General features: G+C 37.9%; 13 protein-coding genes. 5 read left to right on the top strand and 8 right to left on the bottom strand.

What is annotated here, in order from left to right; translation table 11 throughout:
- Positions 1–57: 57 nt before the first annotated feature.
- On the top strand, positions 58–1,044 hold the full coding sequence (locus tag H5119_RS16970; protein WP_182703064.1) for a Gfo/Idh/MocA family protein: 987 nt from the start codon (positions 58–60) through the stop codon (positions 1,042–1,044).
- 200 nt (positions 1,045–1,244) lie between these two features.
- Positions 1,245–2,108, top strand: a complete 864-nt coding sequence (locus H5119_RS16965) for a DMT family transporter (protein ID WP_182703063.1) — start codon at positions 1,245–1,247, stop codon at positions 2,106–2,108.
- 72 nt (positions 2,109–2,180) lie between these two features.
- On the opposite strand, the gene H5119_RS16960 is transcribed toward H5119_RS16965, so the two are convergent.
- Both H5119_RS16960 and H5119_RS16955 read right to left on the bottom strand, forming a co-directional pair.
- The gene (locus H5119_RS16960) at positions 2,181–3,377 is read right to left on the bottom strand and encodes an MFS transporter (protein ID WP_182703062.1); all 1,197 of its coding nucleotides are present in this window, start codon (positions 3,375–3,377) and stop codon (positions 2,181–2,183) included.
- Positions 3,378–3,450: 73 nt separating this feature from the next.
- Complete coding sequence (locus H5119_RS16955) at positions 3,451–4,545, bottom strand: NADH:flavin oxidoreductase/NADH oxidase (protein WP_182703061.1); 1,095 nt, start codon at positions 4,543–4,545, stop codon at positions 3,451–3,453.
- A gap of 487 nt (positions 4,546–5,032) precedes the next feature.
- Here H5119_RS16955 and H5119_RS16950 point away from each other — a divergent pair, with 487 nt between their 5' ends.
- Together H5119_RS16950 and H5119_RS16945 are read left to right on the top strand one after the other, a co-directional pair.
- Complete coding sequence (locus tag H5119_RS16950; RefSeq protein WP_182703060.1) at positions 5,033–7,438, top strand: TonB-dependent receptor; 2,406 nt, start codon at positions 5,033–5,035, stop codon at positions 7,436–7,438.
- Between the two features lie 104 nt (positions 7,439–7,542).
- Positions 7,543–9,126 carry a sulfotransferase gene (locus H5119_RS16945; protein ID WP_182703059.1) on the top strand — a complete coding sequence of 528 codons (1,584 nt, stop codon included), beginning with the start codon at positions 7,543–7,545 and terminating at the stop codon, positions 9,124–9,126.
- On the opposite strand, the gene H5119_RS16940 is transcribed toward H5119_RS16945, so the two are convergent.
- Positions 9,113–9,436: a hypothetical protein gene (locus tag H5119_RS16940; protein ID WP_182703058.1), complete on the bottom strand. Its 324-nt coding sequence runs from the start codon at positions 9,434–9,436 to the stop codon at positions 9,113–9,115. The genes H5119_RS16945 and H5119_RS16940 overlap by 14 nt on opposite strands.
- Positions 9,437–9,616: 180 nt before the next feature.
- Between H5119_RS16940 and H5119_RS16935 the strand changes: the two genes are divergently transcribed.
- Positions 9,617–12,949 carry a ligand-binding sensor domain-containing diguanylate cyclase gene (locus H5119_RS16935; protein ID WP_182703057.1) on the top strand — a complete coding sequence of 1,111 codons (3,333 nt, stop codon included), beginning with the start codon at positions 9,617–9,619 and terminating at the stop codon, positions 12,947–12,949.
- Between the two features lie 340 nt (positions 12,950–13,289).
- Here H5119_RS16935 and H5119_RS16930 read toward each other — a convergent pair whose 3' ends face one another.
- From H5119_RS16930 to H5119_RS16910, 5 genes are all read right to left on the bottom strand, one after another.
- Positions 13,290–14,000, bottom strand: coding sequence for a rhomboid family intramembrane serine protease (locus tag H5119_RS16930; protein WP_182703056.1), 711 nt, complete (start codon positions 13,998–14,000; stop codon positions 13,290–13,292).
- Positions 13,997–14,404: a PH domain-containing protein gene (locus H5119_RS16925; protein WP_182703055.1), complete on the bottom strand. Its 408-nt coding sequence runs from the start codon at positions 14,402–14,404 to the stop codon at positions 13,997–13,999. The genes H5119_RS16930 and H5119_RS16925 overlap by 4 nt, the downstream gene beginning before the upstream one ends.
- A 243-nt stretch (positions 14,405–14,647) precedes the next feature.
- The gene (locus H5119_RS16920) at positions 14,648–15,757 is read right to left on the bottom strand and encodes a hypothetical protein (RefSeq protein WP_182703054.1); all 1,110 of its coding nucleotides are present in this window, start codon (positions 15,755–15,757) and stop codon (positions 14,648–14,650) included.
- Complete coding sequence (locus H5119_RS16915) at positions 15,754–16,401, bottom strand: hypothetical protein (protein WP_182703053.1); 648 nt, start codon at positions 16,399–16,401, stop codon at positions 15,754–15,756. The genes H5119_RS16920 and H5119_RS16915 overlap by 4 nt, the downstream gene beginning before the upstream one ends.
- A 256-nt stretch (positions 16,402–16,657) precedes the next feature.
- The gene (locus H5119_RS16910) at positions 16,658–17,116 is read right to left on the bottom strand and encodes a nuclear transport factor 2 family protein (RefSeq protein ID WP_077535636.1); all 459 of its coding nucleotides are present in this window, start codon (positions 17,114–17,116) and stop codon (positions 16,658–16,660) included.
- Positions 17,117–17,774: the final 658 nt, after the last annotated feature.

Genomic DNA, 17,774 nt, shown 5'->3' with positions numbered 1-17,774 from the left:
CACGCCATAATTTTAAAATGATACAATCAATGCGCTTATATTTTCTAAGGAGTGAGTATGAACTTTGTTATTGTTGGCACCAATTTTATTAGTGACACATTGTTAGCCGCTGCAAATACGTTAAACGATTTTAATTTATACGGGGTTTGTTCGCGCGCGCAGTCGAGTGGCAAAGCGTTTTTAGCCAAACACCCACACAATACACAAGCAAAAATTTTCACCTCAATAGAGCAAGTATGCCAAGATCAAAATGTTGATGCCGTCTACATAGCCGCGCCAAATAGCTTACACAAACAATACGCAGTTATGTGCCTAGAAGCAGGTAAACATGTCCTTGGCGAAAAACCCTCTGCAGCAAACTCTAAAGAGCTTGCAACTATTATTGCTACCGCAAAAAAACATCAGCGCTTATACATGGAAGCGATGATGACCACTCACTTGCCTAACTTTGCACGACTACAACAGGCAATGATAAAAATTGGCACGCCACGTAAATACATAGGTCAATATAGTCAGTATTCGTCTCGCTACGATAAATATAAAAATGGCGAACGTCCAAATACATTTTTACCTGAGTTTGCTAACGGTGCACTGGTAGATTTAGGGATTTACCCACTGTATTTATTGATTGCTCTTTGGGGAGCGCCGCAAAGCGTAAGTGCCAGTGGCGTATTACTTGATACCGGCGTAGATGGTGCGGGGGATATATTACTAAACTACGCAGATAAACAAGCTGTTATTAGTTATTCTAAAATATCGCAAGGCGATAATATTACCGAAATACAAGGCGAACTTGGCCGTATTCGTATCGAGGCCGTATCACAACTTAAAAAAGTAGAATTTATTGCTAATAATGGGGATCACGAATTAGTGTCTATCGCGTTTGACGAACACTTTATGAAATTTGAAGTGGACCATTTTATGCAAATGGTTAATCAAGGTAAGTGTGAGTCAGATGTTAATACGTATCAGCTTTCAAAAAGTGTCATGCATGTACTTGATACTGCGCGTACTCAATTAGGTGTTACTTATCCTAATGATTAAAAAGTAGGCCCGTTACCCACTCAGCGGCCTTGTACACAAAAACGCCCATTAATCTAATGACCGAGTTATCGCTTCTATTTTTAGTCGTATGCACTTACCTCTAATTTAAAAAAAAGATACTATGCCGCTATTAACTCAGGCTGCGTCAACTTTACGCACACTCGCTCATTTTTGACAGACTCGTCCATTAAAGGATAAAAATGCAATCACCTTCAAAAGAATTTTTATTAGCAGTTATGTGTGTACTACTTGCTATGGTGACTATTCAATCTGGTGCTTCAATCGCTAAACAATTATTTCCTGTTGTAGGTCCTGAAGGCACAACAGCTTTAAGGCTGGGGTTTTCAGCTCTCATACTCTGCTTGGTGTTTAAACCTTGGAAACACCTACCTAGTCAAGGTAATCGTATCCCTATCATAGTGTATGGATTAAGCCTTGGCGGTATGAATATTTTATTTTATTACGCCATTGAACGTATTCCACTAGGCATTGGTGTCGCACTTGAATTTACAGGCCCCCTTGCTGTTGCTTTATTTTCCTCGCGCCGAAAACGTGATTTATTTTGGGTTGCCTGCGCTATTGCTGGCATTTTGCTTTTGCTTCCAGATATGAGCGGCAAAGATAGTCTTGATCCATTGGGTGTAGCACTTGCTCTTGGGGCGGGTGCATGTTGGGCAGGCTATATATTATTTGGCAAAAAAACGGGAGTGCAAAGTTCTGGTGGAGCCACTGTCGCATTGGGCATGACTGTTGCCGCTATAGTGCTAGTGCCTTACGGCGGCATTATGCAAAGCGCCGCGTTTACATGGGAAATTATCCCATTAGGGATTGGTATTGCTATTTTATCAAGTGCATTACCTTACACACTCGAAATGGTTGCTCTGCGTAATATGCCATCGCAAGGGTTTAGCGTCATGATGAGCTTAGAGCCTGCAATAGCCTCGCTCGCTGGATTTATTATTTTAGGCGAGTTACTTACTTTATGGCAGTGGCTCGCTATTTTGCTTGTTATTACTGCATCTGTTGGTAGCTCGTTCTCAAACGCAAAAAAACAGGCTACTTAATTAAGCACTAAATAATCTAAATAAAGTCACCACGCAACATGGTGACTTTATTGTGCTCTGTGCGATAGTTATTTAACTCACAGCCTTACTTTGCTTTTTAGTTGTAACCAAATAGCCAATCAACGAAATAAGCGGCATGCCCGTGGCAACCAGTGCAATACCTGTCCAACCGCCCGCTTCATATAATGGGCTGGCAATAAGCGAGCCTACTGCGCCACCTACAAATATACTCGTCATGTAAATAGCGTTTAAACGCGCACGGCTTTGTGGCTCTAGTGCGTACACTGCACGTTGCCCCAATACCATATTGGCCTGCACAGCAAAATCAATAAATACACCGGTTAACGCCAATACTATAATACCGTAAGGTAACTCAAATAAGCTTGGTAAAAAGCACACTGCCGCAATTATTTTAGCAAGTAAAGATACCTGATGTGTGTAGCCTTTATCAGCCAAGCGACCAACAATAGGTGCCGCTACGGCACCAGCAGCACCCACTAAGGCAAACAATGCTATTTCTGATTGCGATAAACCATACTCACGGGCAAGCACAACCGGTACGCTCGTCCAAAATAAGCTGAACGATGCAAACATTAACGCTTGAAAAAATGAACGTTGGCGCAGCACTGGTTGGCTAATCATTAACTGTTTAAGCGATTTTAATAACTTAAAATACGTTGTTTTATGGGTAGGTTGCCTGCTTGGAATAGCAAAATAAATTACGCCTGCAATAAACACCATACACCCTGCTGCAAAGTAAAATACAGCGCGCCAACCAAAGTGATCGGCTATTAAGCTCGATATAGGTCTTGCCAGCAAAATACCTAGCAAGAGACCCGCCATAATATTGCCAAGAACCTGCCCGCGTTTTTCGTCAGACGATAAATGCGCAGCAAGAGGAATAAGCACCTGAACAGAAACCGAGCTCATGCCTATCATTAAACATAAAATAAGCATTACATTAGGTGAATCAGCAAGCGCTGTACCTATTAAACTCAAAAACGACACAGCTAAAGTAATAAGCATTAAACGCTTATTTTCAATTAAGTCAGCTAATGGCACTAAAAAAAACAACCCCAAAGCGTAGCCTATTTGTGTAAGCGATACGATAAGGCTAGCACTGTGCGCACTTAGTCCCACCTCTGGGGCGAGTAACTCAATAATAGGTTGAGCGTAGTAAATATTGGCAACAATAAGACCGCAACACAAAGCAATAATAGTAACGAGTGTATTGCTAAGTGGTTGTGGTGAAACGCCTGTTTGAGTCATGTGTGTCTCTACTCTCTAAAAATAATAAAACCCAACCCGCAAACGCGGGTTGGGTTATAACCTCGTAATTTACTTATTTTATTGGTGATGGCTGTCCATATGGGCTTGAACGTAAATACTGTTTTGGTGCAGTCACTGTAGCGCCAAGCTCAGCAGCTGCATGCCACGGCCAATGTGGGTTATATAAAATGCCACGCGCAAGCGCTACACCATCGGCTTGCTGCTTACTAATAATATCTTCGGCTTGTTGCGCCTGTGTAATTAAACCCACCGCTATAACAGGCATTTTAACTGCTTCTTTTATTGCTGTTGCAAACGGTACCTGGAAATTAGGTTTTACTGGTATTTGTTGCTCAGGGCTTAGGCCCGCAGTACTTACATGAATAAAGTCACAGCCGAGCTCATCGAGCGCTTTACTAAGCACTATCGATTGTTCTAAATCCCAGCCGCCTGCAACCCAATCGGTTGCCGAAATACGAACACCTACTGCTTTTGTGCTTGGGAATACCGCTCTTACTGCTTTGAACACATCAAGCAATAAGCGCATTCTGTTTTCTAAGCTGCCACCGTAGTTGTCATCGCGCTTATTTGAAAGTGGTGACAAAAATTGATGCAGCAAGTAACCGTGCGCACCATGTAGCTCTATTAAATCAAGACCGAGTTCATCAGCGCGTTTAGCTGCACTTACAAAATCTTTAACTAATAAATCTATGTCATCTTGGCTCATTGCTTTTGGCACAGGGCTTTTATCGTCATACGCAATTGCAGAAGGTGCTACTGTTTGCCAGCCATTGACATCATCAGGTGCAATAGCGCCAACATCTTCCCACGGTTTACCAGTAGAGGCCTTACGCCCAGCATGTGCTAACTGAATACCAATAGGCATAGAGCTGTATTGTCTCACTGCTTTTAGGCTTTTGCCTAGCGCTTGCTGGGTTTCGTTATTCCAAAGCCCTAAATCGCCGTAGCTAATACGCCCTTCTGGGTTTACTGCTGTTGCTTCTAAAATAAGTAACCCTGCACCACTCAAACTCAATTGACCTAAATGAATAGTATGCCAATCGCTAGCAGCGCCATTGTTTGCTGAATACTGGCACATGGGAGCAATAATAATACGGTTATCTAACGTTACTTGCCCAAGTGATAAAGGCGAAAATAGTTGGCTCATTGTTGATCCTTAAAAACACACACACAAAAGTGCGGACAAAATAAAAAAGAGAATACGAAGCGGCAATCAAACACGCTCACTCAATAACTTATACTGTCACTTATACTGTCACTTATAATGGTGACTTAACACTCTTAATGGGGATCAAAATACACTTTAATAGTGCTAATAAAAGTATAAGTAATGACATTATGAAATATCGATTTTAATAAAATATTATTTAACAAATTCACCATAACGCCATCGTTAAAAATGAATGACTATTTACCTTTAAACAAGTGTGTGATTTTTAACCTAACTGTACTTAATTGCACTAAGCTATTGCTTGTATTGCCTATTAACTAAATAAAAACCACACATGAAAACCATATTTATTCTATAAAAGTGAATTAAAATTCAATTTAAACATTCCCAGCTACTTAACTCCCTGATAGACTGCTTAACTTAATTTACTAATGTAAAACATTTGAACTAGGGATCACTTTTTATGTTTAAACCAAGCTTGTTAACCTTGGCTATTTCGAGCGCTGTTTCTAGCGTATTTTTATTGCCTAATGCCGCACTTGCTCAAGAAGAAGTTGCAGCTAAAAGTAAATCACTCGAAGTAATTGAAGTTACAGCAACAAGGCGCAGCGGCTCTGTGCAAAATGCACCGTTAAATATTACAGCCCTTGATGCAGATATTATGAAAGACCAAAATATCAGTGAGCTTGCGGATGTAGCGCGCTGGGTACCTGGTTTAACAATTACCGATCAAGGTGGCCGCTCTGGCTCACCTATTATTGTTCGTGGTTTAAATACAAACTCTTCTGGTCCATCGTCGGATGGCGGCACAGTTTCTACCTATATAAATGAAATTCCAGTTTCGGTAGATATGCGCCTAGTAGATATTGAGCGTGTTGAAGTACTCATTGGGCCACAAGGCACCCTTTATGGTGCAGGCACATTAGGCGGTGCAATTCGCTATATGCTTAAACAGCCTGAGCTTGATTTTACATCGCTTGAAGTTTACGGCGACCTATTTCAAACAAAAGAAAGTGACTCTGTTGGCGGTGGAGGAGGCTTTATATTTAACCTGCCACTTATTGAAGACACACTTGCAGTGCGCGCCAGTTTAAATGTTTACGAAGACCCAGGTTATATCGATTACGGTTATGTTGTGCGCGAGCCAGGTGTATCAATAACCGATCCTGATTGGAGCGACAGTTCAGCGGTTACTAACAACCTTAAAAACATAAAAGACGCCAACGGTGAAACCACGACCACAGGCCGCATTTCTTTACGCTACAAACCAAATGAGTCGTTTGAAGGGACGCTTAACTACTTTTACCAAAACCAAGACAGCGAAGGCCGCTCGATTGTTCATTACAACAGCCTTAATGCAAACAACGGTTTAAGCGACGTAATAGGTAAATACGAATCAGCTTACCGCTATGCGGAGCCCCGCGAGAAAAAAGATCAATTACTAAGCCTTGAGCTAAAAGCCGACTTAGGTTTTGCAGAGCTGGTATCGGCAACCGGTATTTCACGCTTTGATGCCGATGGCCAACGCGACCAAACAGACTTACTTATTCGCCTAGATTACGGCTATGAAGAATTTCCTTCGTTCTCTGCTTTTACCCGTGAAATAGACGAAGAAGACACCTTTACTCAAGAAATTCGCTTAGTGTCGCAAAGCGACAGCGACTTTAACTGGATTGTGGGTGGCTTTTACAACAAAACAGAAACGGATGCCTCCAGCAGAGAGTTTACTCCAAACTACGATGTATTTGTCAAAGGCGAACAAGTACGCCCTGATGCATTAGAATACTTAGAATTAACCAGCAGTAAAATCACTGAATCTGCACTTTTTGGCGAGGTGGGTTACCAAGTCACCGATAAATTAGACATTACTATTGGCGCACGCTTTTATGAATACGATATACAAGCAAAAGCTGCGTTTGACTTCCCACTTGCTAACACCTTATCGGGTAGCGCTGGTCCTAATGATATCAGTATTAATTATGAAAACAGTGACGCGAGTGATAACGGGAATTTATTTAAATTTAATGCTAAGTACCAGTTTACTGATTCAGTAATGGGCTATGTAACGGTAAGTGAAGGGTTTAGAATTGGTGGCTCAAACGGCTTGGTCGCTTGCCCTGATCCACTACCTGCCGATCAGCAAACGGGTTGTGGCCAATCTGACGAAATGCTTTACGATGCTGATACCACTACAAATTACGAGCTAGGTTTTAAAAGCACATGGTTTAGAAGCCAACTACACTTTAACGCCGCGTTATTTAACGTAGATTGGGATGATGCACAAATCTCTGGCGCTACCGATGTAGGGCAATTAACGTATCTTTCAAACGCAGGCAGCGCGAATGCAAAAGGGATTGAAATTTCAACCCGTGCAATTTTATCAGATGCATTTTCGCTTTATGCAACCTATGCTTATACAAAAGCAGAGCTAACATCAGATGCCCCCTTTTTGTTTAATGCCGATGGCACCGGTGGCGCAGAAGACGGCGATCGTTTACCGGGCTCACCTGAAAACCAATTTTCGATGGGTGTAAACTATCAAGCCGAGGTGTTTAACAACAAAACGCTTGATATTAACTACGGTTTAACCGCGCAAAGCGACGTACTTTCAAGAGTGGGTCTTCGTGATAACGGCGAAACACTACCGGGTTATAGCTTAAGTAATATATCTGCTAAATTAACGGCCGATGCATGGTCAACTACCCTATATGTTGATAACCTATTTAACAAATATGCAGTTACCTCAGTTCGTCGTTCAAATGCGGATATAACATCAGCGAACGGCGCCGATATACAGCGTAACTACGGCCATTACATTAATCGCCCGCTTACGGTAGGTATTAAATTTAACTACAAATTTGAAATATAATTTAAGCGACTTTTAAACAGTCTCACTTTTTAAACACTGTTTTAAGGCTCAAATTTATTTGAGCCTTTTTATTTTCTTTTACAAAATAATAATTACCAAAAACCATGCAGCCAAATTTAAAGCAACTTCATCAAAGCGCAATTAAACATTTAAACCAAGGTAAAATAGAGCAAGCACACAAAGCCCTAGCGGAGTTAGTTACACTCAAACCTGATTTTGCTGATGGGTATTTTTTGCTGGCAATGGTTAATTTAACTGTTGGGCAAATACACAAAGCAATAAAGCTCATCGAAAAAGCCCTCACCCTTGGTCAAAGTATTGAATACACCGCGCAACTTGCTAAATGTTACGCACTTACTGGCGAATTACAAAAAGCAAAAAACACCGCGCTATCGGTTTCATTAAAGCAAATAACTAAATCACTTGATGCTGATACACTCGGCGTAGCCCTTACTCAAGCAGGCATTCACAAGCAGGCGCTTAACTACTTTGAATGCGCTATTAAACTGGCTAAAGCAGCTAACAAAGCTCAACCACCGTTTTATTATAACTACGGTGTAAGCGCTAAGTTTTTAGGATTATTCGATAAAGCCCAACACGCTTTTGAAAATGCCATAGCGCTTAACCCGCTGCACCATCAAAGTCATTTTGCATTAAGTGATTTAACTAAAGTAAGTGTGCAAAACAATCATATTGAGCGCTTAAAAAACGTGTTTGAGCAAGTAACACACCCCGATGCAAAACTACATATTGGCCATGCTTTAGCAAAAGAGTATCAAGATTTTGGTGAATTTTCTGAGGCTTTTAACGCGTTAGAGCAGGGTAAAGTAGCAAAACGTGCTGTGCAGCCGTTTGATCATAAAAGCTCAACTGAGTTATTTGAACATATTAAACACTTAAGTGAGCAGCACAAACAAGCGCTAACACAAGGTAACCCAACGGCCGAACCTATTTTTGTATTAGGTATGCCCCGCTCTGGCACCACATTGGTTGAGCGTATTTTATCGAGCCACAGCGACGTGCAGTCAGCCGGTGAATTACAAGACTTTGGCCTAAGTGTTAAAAATCTCAGCCAAACAAAAACACACCATGTGCTCGACACTCAAACGCTCAGTAAGGCCTACGAGCTTGATTTTAATCAGCTTGGCAGCACCTATTTAAACGCAACACGCGTAATAACAGGCAGCCATAAACACTTTATTGATAAGCTCCCGTTTAACTTTTTTTATATCGATTTAATAACCAAAGCACTGCCAAACGCTAAAATCATTTGTATGCTGCGCGACCCAATGGACACCTGTATTGGTAACTATCGCCAGTTATTTACCATTAATAACCCCTACTATGCCTACTCGCTAGACTTACTCGATACAGCTAAATTTTACAGCCGTTTTTACAAACTAATGCAGCACTTTTGCATGCAACACAGCAATATAAAATTAGTAAAATACGAAGAATTGGTCGCACAGCCCGAGCAACAAATTAAAGAATTAGTCAGCTTTTGTAACTTAGAGTGGCAAGAGCAATGTATAGATTTTCACTTAAACACCGCCCCAGTTTCTACCGCAAGCAAGGTGCAAGTACGCCAGCCACTCAACAATAAAGCAATTGGTCGCTGGAAAGCGTTTAAGCCACATACTGATGAAGCTAGAGATTACTTTTTAAAGCAAAATATCAGTTTTGAGTAAGGGTTTTATAGCTTGGGAGTTGGGTGTATGAACCTATAGATAGACGGCTTTGTGCTGCTAACCTTTGCAAAGTTGCACTGGGTAAAATTACATTAAAGCCAAACTTTTTAGACAATTTAGCAGAATAATTTTTTAATACATCTAACCCCGCTACCTTTATTTCATACGTTGGCTCCCAACTTGCGCGATTTGATTGCAGCGCAAATTGCATTGAGGTTTTTTTTAGTTGTTCGGTATTTTTTGTTCTGGAGTTTTTTAAATGTAGAAGCACCTTCAAGTATTTTGCCCAATTTTGAACTTGGCTTAGCATATGCTAGCTTTCGTTTGCAATTATAGTTATAAGTAGCGCGAAATTAGTGGTTACCTGATGATGAATTAGTAAAGATAATAACCCCCTTCCATATTTCTATACAATAGCCGAACATATAGCTATTATTTATATTAATTAATGCCATGTTTTCTATAAAATAAATGTATTGAGGTTCAATTTTTGACAAAAACAATTAAAAATTTAATTCTAGGATTACTAATAGTAAGACTGTCAATTTCATTAGCCTTAGCCGCAGCAGGATCATCTGTACATTTTGAACATTTATCTATTGAAGATGGTTTACCACAAAGTAGTGCTAAAGCCATATTGCAGGATAAACAAGGATTCATGTGGATAGGCACTGAGGAAGGCTTAGCCCGTTACGATGGTTATGAATTTAAGATTTTCAAAAGTAATTTTGATAATGCTCACTCATTATCAAGTAATTACGTTACGGTTCTTTTTGAAGATCTTCAGTCAAATCTGTGGATTGGTACTCGCGGAGGCGGCCTAAATCAATTTAATCCTACTACCGAACAGTTTACCCACTTCCGCTATAATGAGATGAACCCCAATACTTTAAGTGATAATACCGTTCATGCAATAACTCAAGATAGCGAAGGTAACATTTGGATCGGCACTGATGGCGGTGGTCTTAATCGCTTTGATCCCGTAACAAAACAGTTTACCGACTATCGCCATAAAAAAGCAGATCCCCATAGTTTAAGCAACGATGCTGTTAGCGTTATAACTAAAGATTTAAAAGGCAATCTTTGGCTGGGTACTTGGAGTGGTGGCCTCAATCAGTTTAATCCTGTGACTAAACATTTTACCCACTATAAACACCAACTCGAAAATGCCAATAGTATCAGTGATAATGCTGTTAGTGCTATTGTAAAAGATCAACAAGGCAACCTTTGGATAGGCACTAAAGGCGGCGGTCTCAATTATTTTGATACTGCTTCCAAGCAATTTACGCACTATCGTCACAAAGAAAATAACCTTAATAGTTTGAGCCATGATGAAATAGGTACAATTACTATTGATAATCAAGGATCTCTTTGGATAGGCACTCTTGGTGGTGGCCTCAATCATTTTGATCCCATCACTAAAAAATTTACTCACTACCTGCATCAAACAAGTAATATTAATAGCTTAAGTAATAATAGTATAAGAGCAATTACTTATGACCAACAAGGTAATCTTTGGGTAGGGACCGATGGAGGTGGCATTAATCGTTTAAACTCACTAACTAAACAATTTACCCACTACCATCATCAAAGTAAAAACCCTAATAGCTTAAGCAGTAATATAGTGCGAGCTATAACTCAAGATCGACAAGGTACGCTTTGGGTTGGGACGTGGGGAGGCGGTCTTAATCGTTTTAATTCGGCTACAGGGCAGTTTACTCATTATAAAAATGATAAAACAAATTCCAATAGTTTAAGTGACAATAAAATATATGTTATCACTGAAGATCATCAAAATAATCTCTGGATAGGTACTGACGGTAATGCCCTTAATCGTTTTAACCCCGCCACAGAACAGTTTACACACTATCAGCACGACACTAATGACTCTAAAAGCTTAAGCGATAACGCCGTAAGTGCTATTACACAAGACCAACGAGGCAATATTTGGATAGGCACTTGGAAAGGGCTTAATCTTTTTAACCCCATTACAGAACAATTTACCCATTACCGCCATCAGCCAGCAAACTCAAACAGTTTGAGTAATGACAGTATTCGCGTAATAACCGAAGACCGGCAAGGCAAGCTATGGATTGGTACTTGGAAAGGCCTTAATCACTTTGATCCAGACACTGGAAAATTTACCCATTACACGCACAAAGCTAAAAAATCTAACAGCCTGAGCAATAATACTGTTTATGCAATTACTGAAGATAGCCTAGGAAACCTTTGGGTAGGTACAGCAAGCGGTTTAAATTTATTTAATAAGCTAACAGGAAACTTCACTCATTTCTTTGAAAAAGATGGTTTACCCAATAATGTTGTGTATCGTATTGAAGAGGACGATAAAGGAGAAATATGGCTAAGTACAAACCTAGGCTTATCTAACTTTAACCTCAACACTAAAAAATTTAAAAACTATAATATGGATGACGGATTACAAAGTAATGAATTCAATGCTGATGCATCCTTTAAAAGTAAATACGGAGAGTTATTCTTCGGTGGAATTAATGGCTTTAATCGTTTTTTTCCAAACAAAGTAATTAGCGATAACCAACAACCAAAGGTTATTTTTACTGACATGCTACTGTCGAACCAGTCTGTACCTATCAAAAATACAAGTATACTCCCAAGTCAAAAATCGACTTTCGGTGAACAAACACGAAGTAATAGCTATACTCTTGCTAAAGCAATTCATTCAACGTCAAAAGTCACCCTCACCCACCAACAAAACCTTGTGGCATTTGAATTTAGTGCGCTGCACTTTTCAAACCCTAAAAAAAATCAATATGCCTACAAAATGGAAGGGGTTAATGACGAGTGGATTACTACTGATTATAAAAACCGCCGAGCGACATACACCAATTTACCCACTGGCAATTATGTTTTACGAATTAAAGCAAGCAATTCTTACGGTATTTGGAATGAACAAGGTGCCGCTTTAAAAATCACGGTGCTACCTCCGCCTTGGCTATCTTGGTGGGCGTATTCATTGTATTGCTTAGTATTGATTTTTATTATGTGGTTATTTGTGCGTGCACAACGTAAAAAAATTATTTTTATTAAAAAAGTAAACGAACAGCTAGAAATCAAAGTAGCAAAACGAACATTAGGCTTGCAAAAAGCGAATGAAAAGTTAGCAAACATAAGCAGCACTGACGAACTAACGGGGCTAAATAACCGACGATTTATCGCACATAATTTAAAAAGTGATATTGATTTAGTATTACAGAAGCATCACTCCCTTAGTTTTGAGAACACCATTGAGGAACGAAATGAGTCTGATCTGATTTTCTTTCTAATCGATTTAGATCATTTTAAGCGTGTTAACGATATTTATGGTCACACCGCAGGTGATAATGTTTTAATGCAAATTAAGCCTATCTTAAAGCGCGTATTTAAAGACACCGATTACCTCGTCAGATGGGGAGGCGAAGAGTTTCTAATTGTTGCCCGTTTTACAAATCGAAATAACGCGCCTGTGTTAGCAGAAAAATTGAGAGAATCAGTTGAAAAACACAACTTTATTATTGGTGAAGGAAATAGTATTAGCAAAACATGCTCTATTGGCTATGCAAGCTTTCCTTTTTCACTCAATAATCCTGAAAGTTTAAAATGGGAACGAGTTTTAGATATTGCCGACCACTGTTTATATGCTGCTAAAAAATCAGCTAGAAATACATGGGTAGGACTGAGTGATATTAATTGTGAAGATGAAAATTTATTTGAATCAGTTACAGAGAGAACGGAAGAGCTTATCCAATTAAAACAATTAAAGGTTGAGTGTTGCTCGCGTAAACCAAATGAGATAAATTGGAAATAAACGTATTAAGCCTTATGCTATTATTTAACAATAGACTAAAACTTAGCAACAGTTATTTTAATAGTTTAAAACTGATCCCTGCCACTACTTTTAGACACACTACTAAGTAAGTACAATAATCATAGAGGTACTTATGACAACAAAGAAACTACGTAAAACTCATACGACTGAATTTAAACAAGAAGCCGTTTTTTTAGCTGCAAAAATAATAAACAACGCTAATAAACAAAACAGCCATCCTAGATCTCACAATTTTTGAATCCGGGAGTTATTTACATTCAAAATGTAGGATGGATGCCAGCGTTATTTACTGTTAATTATTGTGGTAAAAAAGTAAACTTTAATGCTTATTGTCAGCCTCGGTTGTTAGGCGCAAAGGTTTGAGTCTACAATAAATAATTGCTCCAATTGCTCCAAATATATGCCCGATATGATCAACTTGTGTATTTATCGTTTCATTGGAGGTACTTGTAAACTCCCCTTCGATTGAAAATATAAACATCAAAAAGGCAAATAATAATATTGCAGAGCCCCATTCTTTTATTGTTAATTTATCTTCATCAGTGAAATATGCCGCAGCTAAGCCAAATACTCCGCCAGAAATGCCACATACCGTCACAGTTTCTGAATAAAAAAATATTGATGGGATTGAAGCTATGCCACCTATAGCTAAAACAGATAAGAACCTTTTAGCTCCAACACGGCGTTCGTAAACCGAGGCTAAGGCTATCCCACAAACATTCGCTAAAAGATGCATTGGATCAGTATGAATAATTAAATGCGTTATTGATTGAAGTGGCCATAAAAGTGCTTTTTCTGAATCATTATTTAGAGCTAGTAAAGTATATATATACTCATCGACAGCCAGGAATCCGTAATTTGAGGTTATAAAAAAAACAAATAATAGAAAAACACCTGAGCACAGTGAAGCCCGAATAAGTTTGAAGTTTTGCATATATGTTAACGGTATAGCTTTTAAACTATTAGGAGACGGTTTAATTAACAACAACCCTAAAACATACATTACACTAGATATTAGAAAAAATATCATTGTGCTAAAGGAATTCTATTTTCAATATAACTTTGAACATCGGCTGTCACTTTAGCAATTTTTTTATGGCCTTTTAACTGAGCTTTTATTTTTATTTTTCTACTGTTTTTAAAATAAAATTTCATTGGTCTTTGCAATATTCCTTTGCCAATTCTAACACTCTCAATTTCATCAAATTCAAAAAAATCACTATCTTCAAACTTACCAAGTAAGCTCAGCTTATGAAAATATATTCCTCTTTCAGTAACAGCCAAGAAGTACATTCTCATACTAAGAATGGCTAAAGGACCAAGTACGAAAAACATCCAAATTTTTGGAGGCGAAACAGCTTGAAAAAAACCAATTAATGTATCGTCTTCCTTTATATTTTGTTCAATATATGCCTGCGCTTGCTCTTTATTCATTATAATTCCAATGTTTGATAAATCAGTTTCACCTAACAATACTTTAGATTAACTTGTTTTAGTTGATGTTTTTAAAAATTTTAAACCGCTTTTTTGAGGTTATAAGGAGTTACCCCTCATATTTTAATTGGCCATCATCCTAATTTAATGCTGCCTACGCCGTGTTGCCATAAAATCAGGGGAAAATATGGATCAGCAAAGGTATCTGATCCATATTAAAAATCCTAATAGTCGTGGCTTTGCTTATATTAAAGTATCAACATAGCTCAAACCGTTTGCATACTCTTCACTCTTAGTGAGAATAATAATTCTTAATAGGTTAAAATAATTGTTATTCTCTTTAGTTAAGTACTGTGCACTATTCATCTTTTTTACATAACTATCAAACGCGATTAAGTTACTTTGCTCTAAAGCCAGCGATACTAATAAATTTAAAACCGCAGGAACTGTTTTAGATTTCTGTTTACTTATCACTTCTATTTCATTAAATAATGCTTCAATCTGCTGATAATTTTTGGCTAGGTCCTTTTCGGCTAATGGTAATAGTTCAGCAATTTTGTTTATAGCTTCTGGTTCTTCTAACTCTCCTTTTTTTACAGAAAGCGAGAAAGTCGGTGCTCTAGTTTTAGTAGAATGAGCAAAAACCTGTTCTTTGGCAGATAATAACGCGTATTGTTGCTTTTGAGACAACGCAGAATACTGACTACTGCTGGTATCATAAATTTTGAATCCATCAGCGCGTAGCTTCATATCTGGCCTACTGTCAATATATGTTAAGTGCTCTATGTATAATGCTCTAGCATTTGGATCATCTTTTAACGCATCACTTAGACAATCATTACTAGTTAAATAATGTAATGCCTCATTTTCATCGGTCATAGGTAGACGCATCGCGATGCTATCCGCTTGACAATATTTATTGGTATTATTATGCAAAGCCAGTAGCTTTGTTGGTTCTAATTTTTTAAAAGCATAGTATTTTTCAATACTTTTAATTTTAAACTTTAGTTGCGAGTCTAATTCGTCCCCTAGCACTGCGGCGATTTTTTTAAATTCCTTTTCATCTAATTTATTAAATGCACCTGAACCAAATGAACTCGCTAGCAAATTTCCTGTCAGTGCATAATAATCTGTATTTGATTTAGAGAGCTCAAACATAGCATTGAGTGCTCGGTAGGCTTCTTTTTTATTATCATTTGCAATAGCAGCTTTATAGTTTTTATGTTCACTAAAATACGTAGCATATTGTTTATGCTCTATATCTGCTTTATTGCTTTTTGTTGATTGACAACCAAGCAGTGAAGTTAACAACACAATAATTATTGCAAGAGGTTTAATATTTTTGATTTTCATTTTTCGCTCTCATCATGATTAATTTTTTCACTAGGTAATAAAACTAGATCAGTAAATTTACGTTTATTCTTTGGAATATTTACTAAGGTGTTTTCATTAAATAGGTTTTGTTGGTGTTTTGATAGGATAGCTAAATCACGCTTATGCTTATCTGCAAATGTCCAGAACCCGCCATGGTATTCGTCTCCGCCTAAAAAATCTGTGCTGCTCTTAACATGAAGCTTAATTTCACCAAGATAGATAGTTTGATTAGCGGATACATTAAAAGGGATTGAATAATCATTTCTAGAAGACCACGTTGTCCCGTTTAGATCATACATGCTGTAATTATAAAATTCATATTCGCCCGATGGTAAGGCGAGCGCATACGTCGTCCCACCATAACCATTAGAAGAAAACTGAACCTCTGTTTTTCCATGAAATATATTAAATGAAGGGCGAACTTCTAGTGAATACTCTTGCCCGGTGTCTGTTGATCGTAATTTAAAAACTAAAGGGTTATACACTGGGCCATCAATAGGCCAAGCCATACTGCCAGAAATTACTCCTTGAGTTGATGATTCATGATGTAAAACTGTATTTATATTTGTTGTTTTACAGGCGGTTAATAACATAATCATTAAAGCTAATACTGCTGTTTTCATAGAAACTTCCATTTTAAAAAGCTGTTTGCACTTATTATTAAGTAAAGGCTTATTGCATAGCATGCATTTGAATCAATAAAATAAAACGAAAAGCCACCTAATTAATCTTCGAACGCTATACCATTAAGTTCAACTTTAAATTTAGGGACTAACAAATTATCGCTCACTCATATTTATACCACCATTAAGTGTGATGAAGAGATGCACACTAAACAGCGGAATAAGCTAACTATGCCCTGTTTATTAAATTGTTAGCTTACTTTTGACTCGAGTGTTTTTTTGGATCGTGGTATTGCCACAAAACGTTAATTATTTTCCATTCTTTATTTTCATTTTTATACAAATGCATATAGTCAATCCAATCATCGACCGTTAGCTTCACTGATGCTACTCGATTATCAATATCCAGTATGTCTATATCAACTTTTGGTGAGGCAGCAAATTTATCCCCCTCTTTGTTGTAGTTTTCAGCCACCCACACCATTGTTTTAAAATCGGTTTCCATTATGAACTCTGAACCATCTTCAGATTTCCAGTAAGTTCTTTTAGCTAGTTTCTCATCTAAGCCTCTTTTCATTAGAGCAGGTTCAACGTTGTGCTGAGCCTCTATGTAATCAAGAACAGCTCTTTGTATATTTTTACTGTCACTAGATGTTTCAGATAATACTGAAAAAGATAAAAACATTGATAAAAATAGGAATATATTTCGATACATGTACACATCCTTGGGTAGGCAAACAAGCCTCTCATTAATACTAATCCGTTAAAATACTTAATCAGTTTGAGTGCTCAAACCTGACGACAATTGCGTTGAATTTATTATTTACAACTGTAGAGAAATTGAAGAGAATAACGAAATTTTAGGTTCATTATCAACAAGATGTTCTTACCTCAAAATAGCTAACTTCATTAGTAAATTGGTATAACTCGTTTTTAATTTTATATTGGACTGTCAACCAACCATAGCCGAGTTCCTATTTTGGTTCAATCGATTATTGTATTTTTGCCCAGAATATAAAAAGAGTTTGATGCTGCTTTAATTGGCGTTTTATAAGGTATTACTGCAGCTTGAGCAGCTTTAAAGGTGATAAAAGCTTACTTTTATGAATTTATCATGTTTCTCTGCTTTTCTAGATTATGCACTAAACATTACATTTTCCGTGTAATAAAGTATTAACTGAGCTTATCACCTGTTTAATTTAGATATTTTCGTAGTAATTAGGATGGGTGTCATCCTAATTACTATTTTCTAGGGGCTGTTGATCTTTGTTTGAATTTTGTGCGTAAGCGGTAATCTCGTATAATTTACTTCGCCAAAAACAAACCTTACGAGATTACCATGCCCCGATTAATGCTCACTGATAAGTTGTGGT

The sequence above is a fragment of the Pseudoalteromonas sp. SG45-5 genome (assembly GCF_014164085.1).
Classification (GTDB): Bacteria; Pseudomonadota; Gammaproteobacteria; order Enterobacterales; family Alteromonadaceae; genus Pseudoalteromonas; species Pseudoalteromonas aliena.
This window is presented reverse-complemented; position numbering and strand designations above follow the sequence as displayed.

Bases quoted from the DNA above. Each gene is read 5' to 3' on its own strand.
- H5119_RS16915 (WP_182703053.1), bottom strand. From the start codon at position 16,401: ATGAAAACAGCAGTATTAGCTTTAATGATTATGTTATTAACCGCCTGT.
- H5119_RS16930 (WP_182703056.1), bottom strand. From the start codon at position 14,000: ATGATATTTTTTCTAATATCTAGTGTAATGTATGTTTTAGGGTTGTTG.
- H5119_RS16960 (WP_182703062.1), bottom strand. From the start codon at position 3,377: ATGACTCAAACAGGCGTTTCACCACAACCACTTAGCAATACACTCGTT.
- H5119_RS16970 (WP_182703064.1), top strand. From the start codon at position 58: ATGAACTTTGTTATTGTTGGCACCAATTTTATTAGTGACACATTGTTA.
- H5119_RS16950 (WP_182703060.1), top strand. From the start codon at position 5,033: ATGTTTAAACCAAGCTTGTTAACCTTGGCTATTTCGAGCGCTGTTTCT.
- H5119_RS16965 (WP_182703063.1), top strand. From the start codon at position 1,245: ATGCAATCACCTTCAAAAGAATTTTTATTAGCAGTTATGTGTGTACTA.
- H5119_RS16910 (WP_077535636.1), bottom strand. From the start codon at position 17,116: ATGTATCGAAATATATTCCTATTTTTATCAATGTTTTTATCTTTTTCA.
- H5119_RS16925 (WP_182703055.1), bottom strand. From the start codon at position 14,404: ATGAATAAAGAGCAAGCGCAGGCATATATTGAACAAAATATAAAGGAA.
- H5119_RS16920 (WP_182703054.1), bottom strand. From the start codon at position 15,757: ATGAAAATCAAAAATATTAAACCTCTTGCAATAATTATTGTGTTGTTA.
- H5119_RS16945 (WP_182703059.1), top strand. From the start codon at position 7,543: ATGCAGCCAAATTTAAAGCAACTTCATCAAAGCGCAATTAAACATTTA.
- H5119_RS16940 (WP_182703058.1), bottom strand. From the start codon at position 9,436: ATGCTAAGCCAAGTTCAAAATTGGGCAAAATACTTGAAGGTGCTTCTA.
- H5119_RS16955 (WP_182703061.1), bottom strand. From the start codon at position 4,545: ATGAGCCAACTATTTTCGCCTTTATCACTTGGGCAAGTAACGTTAGAT.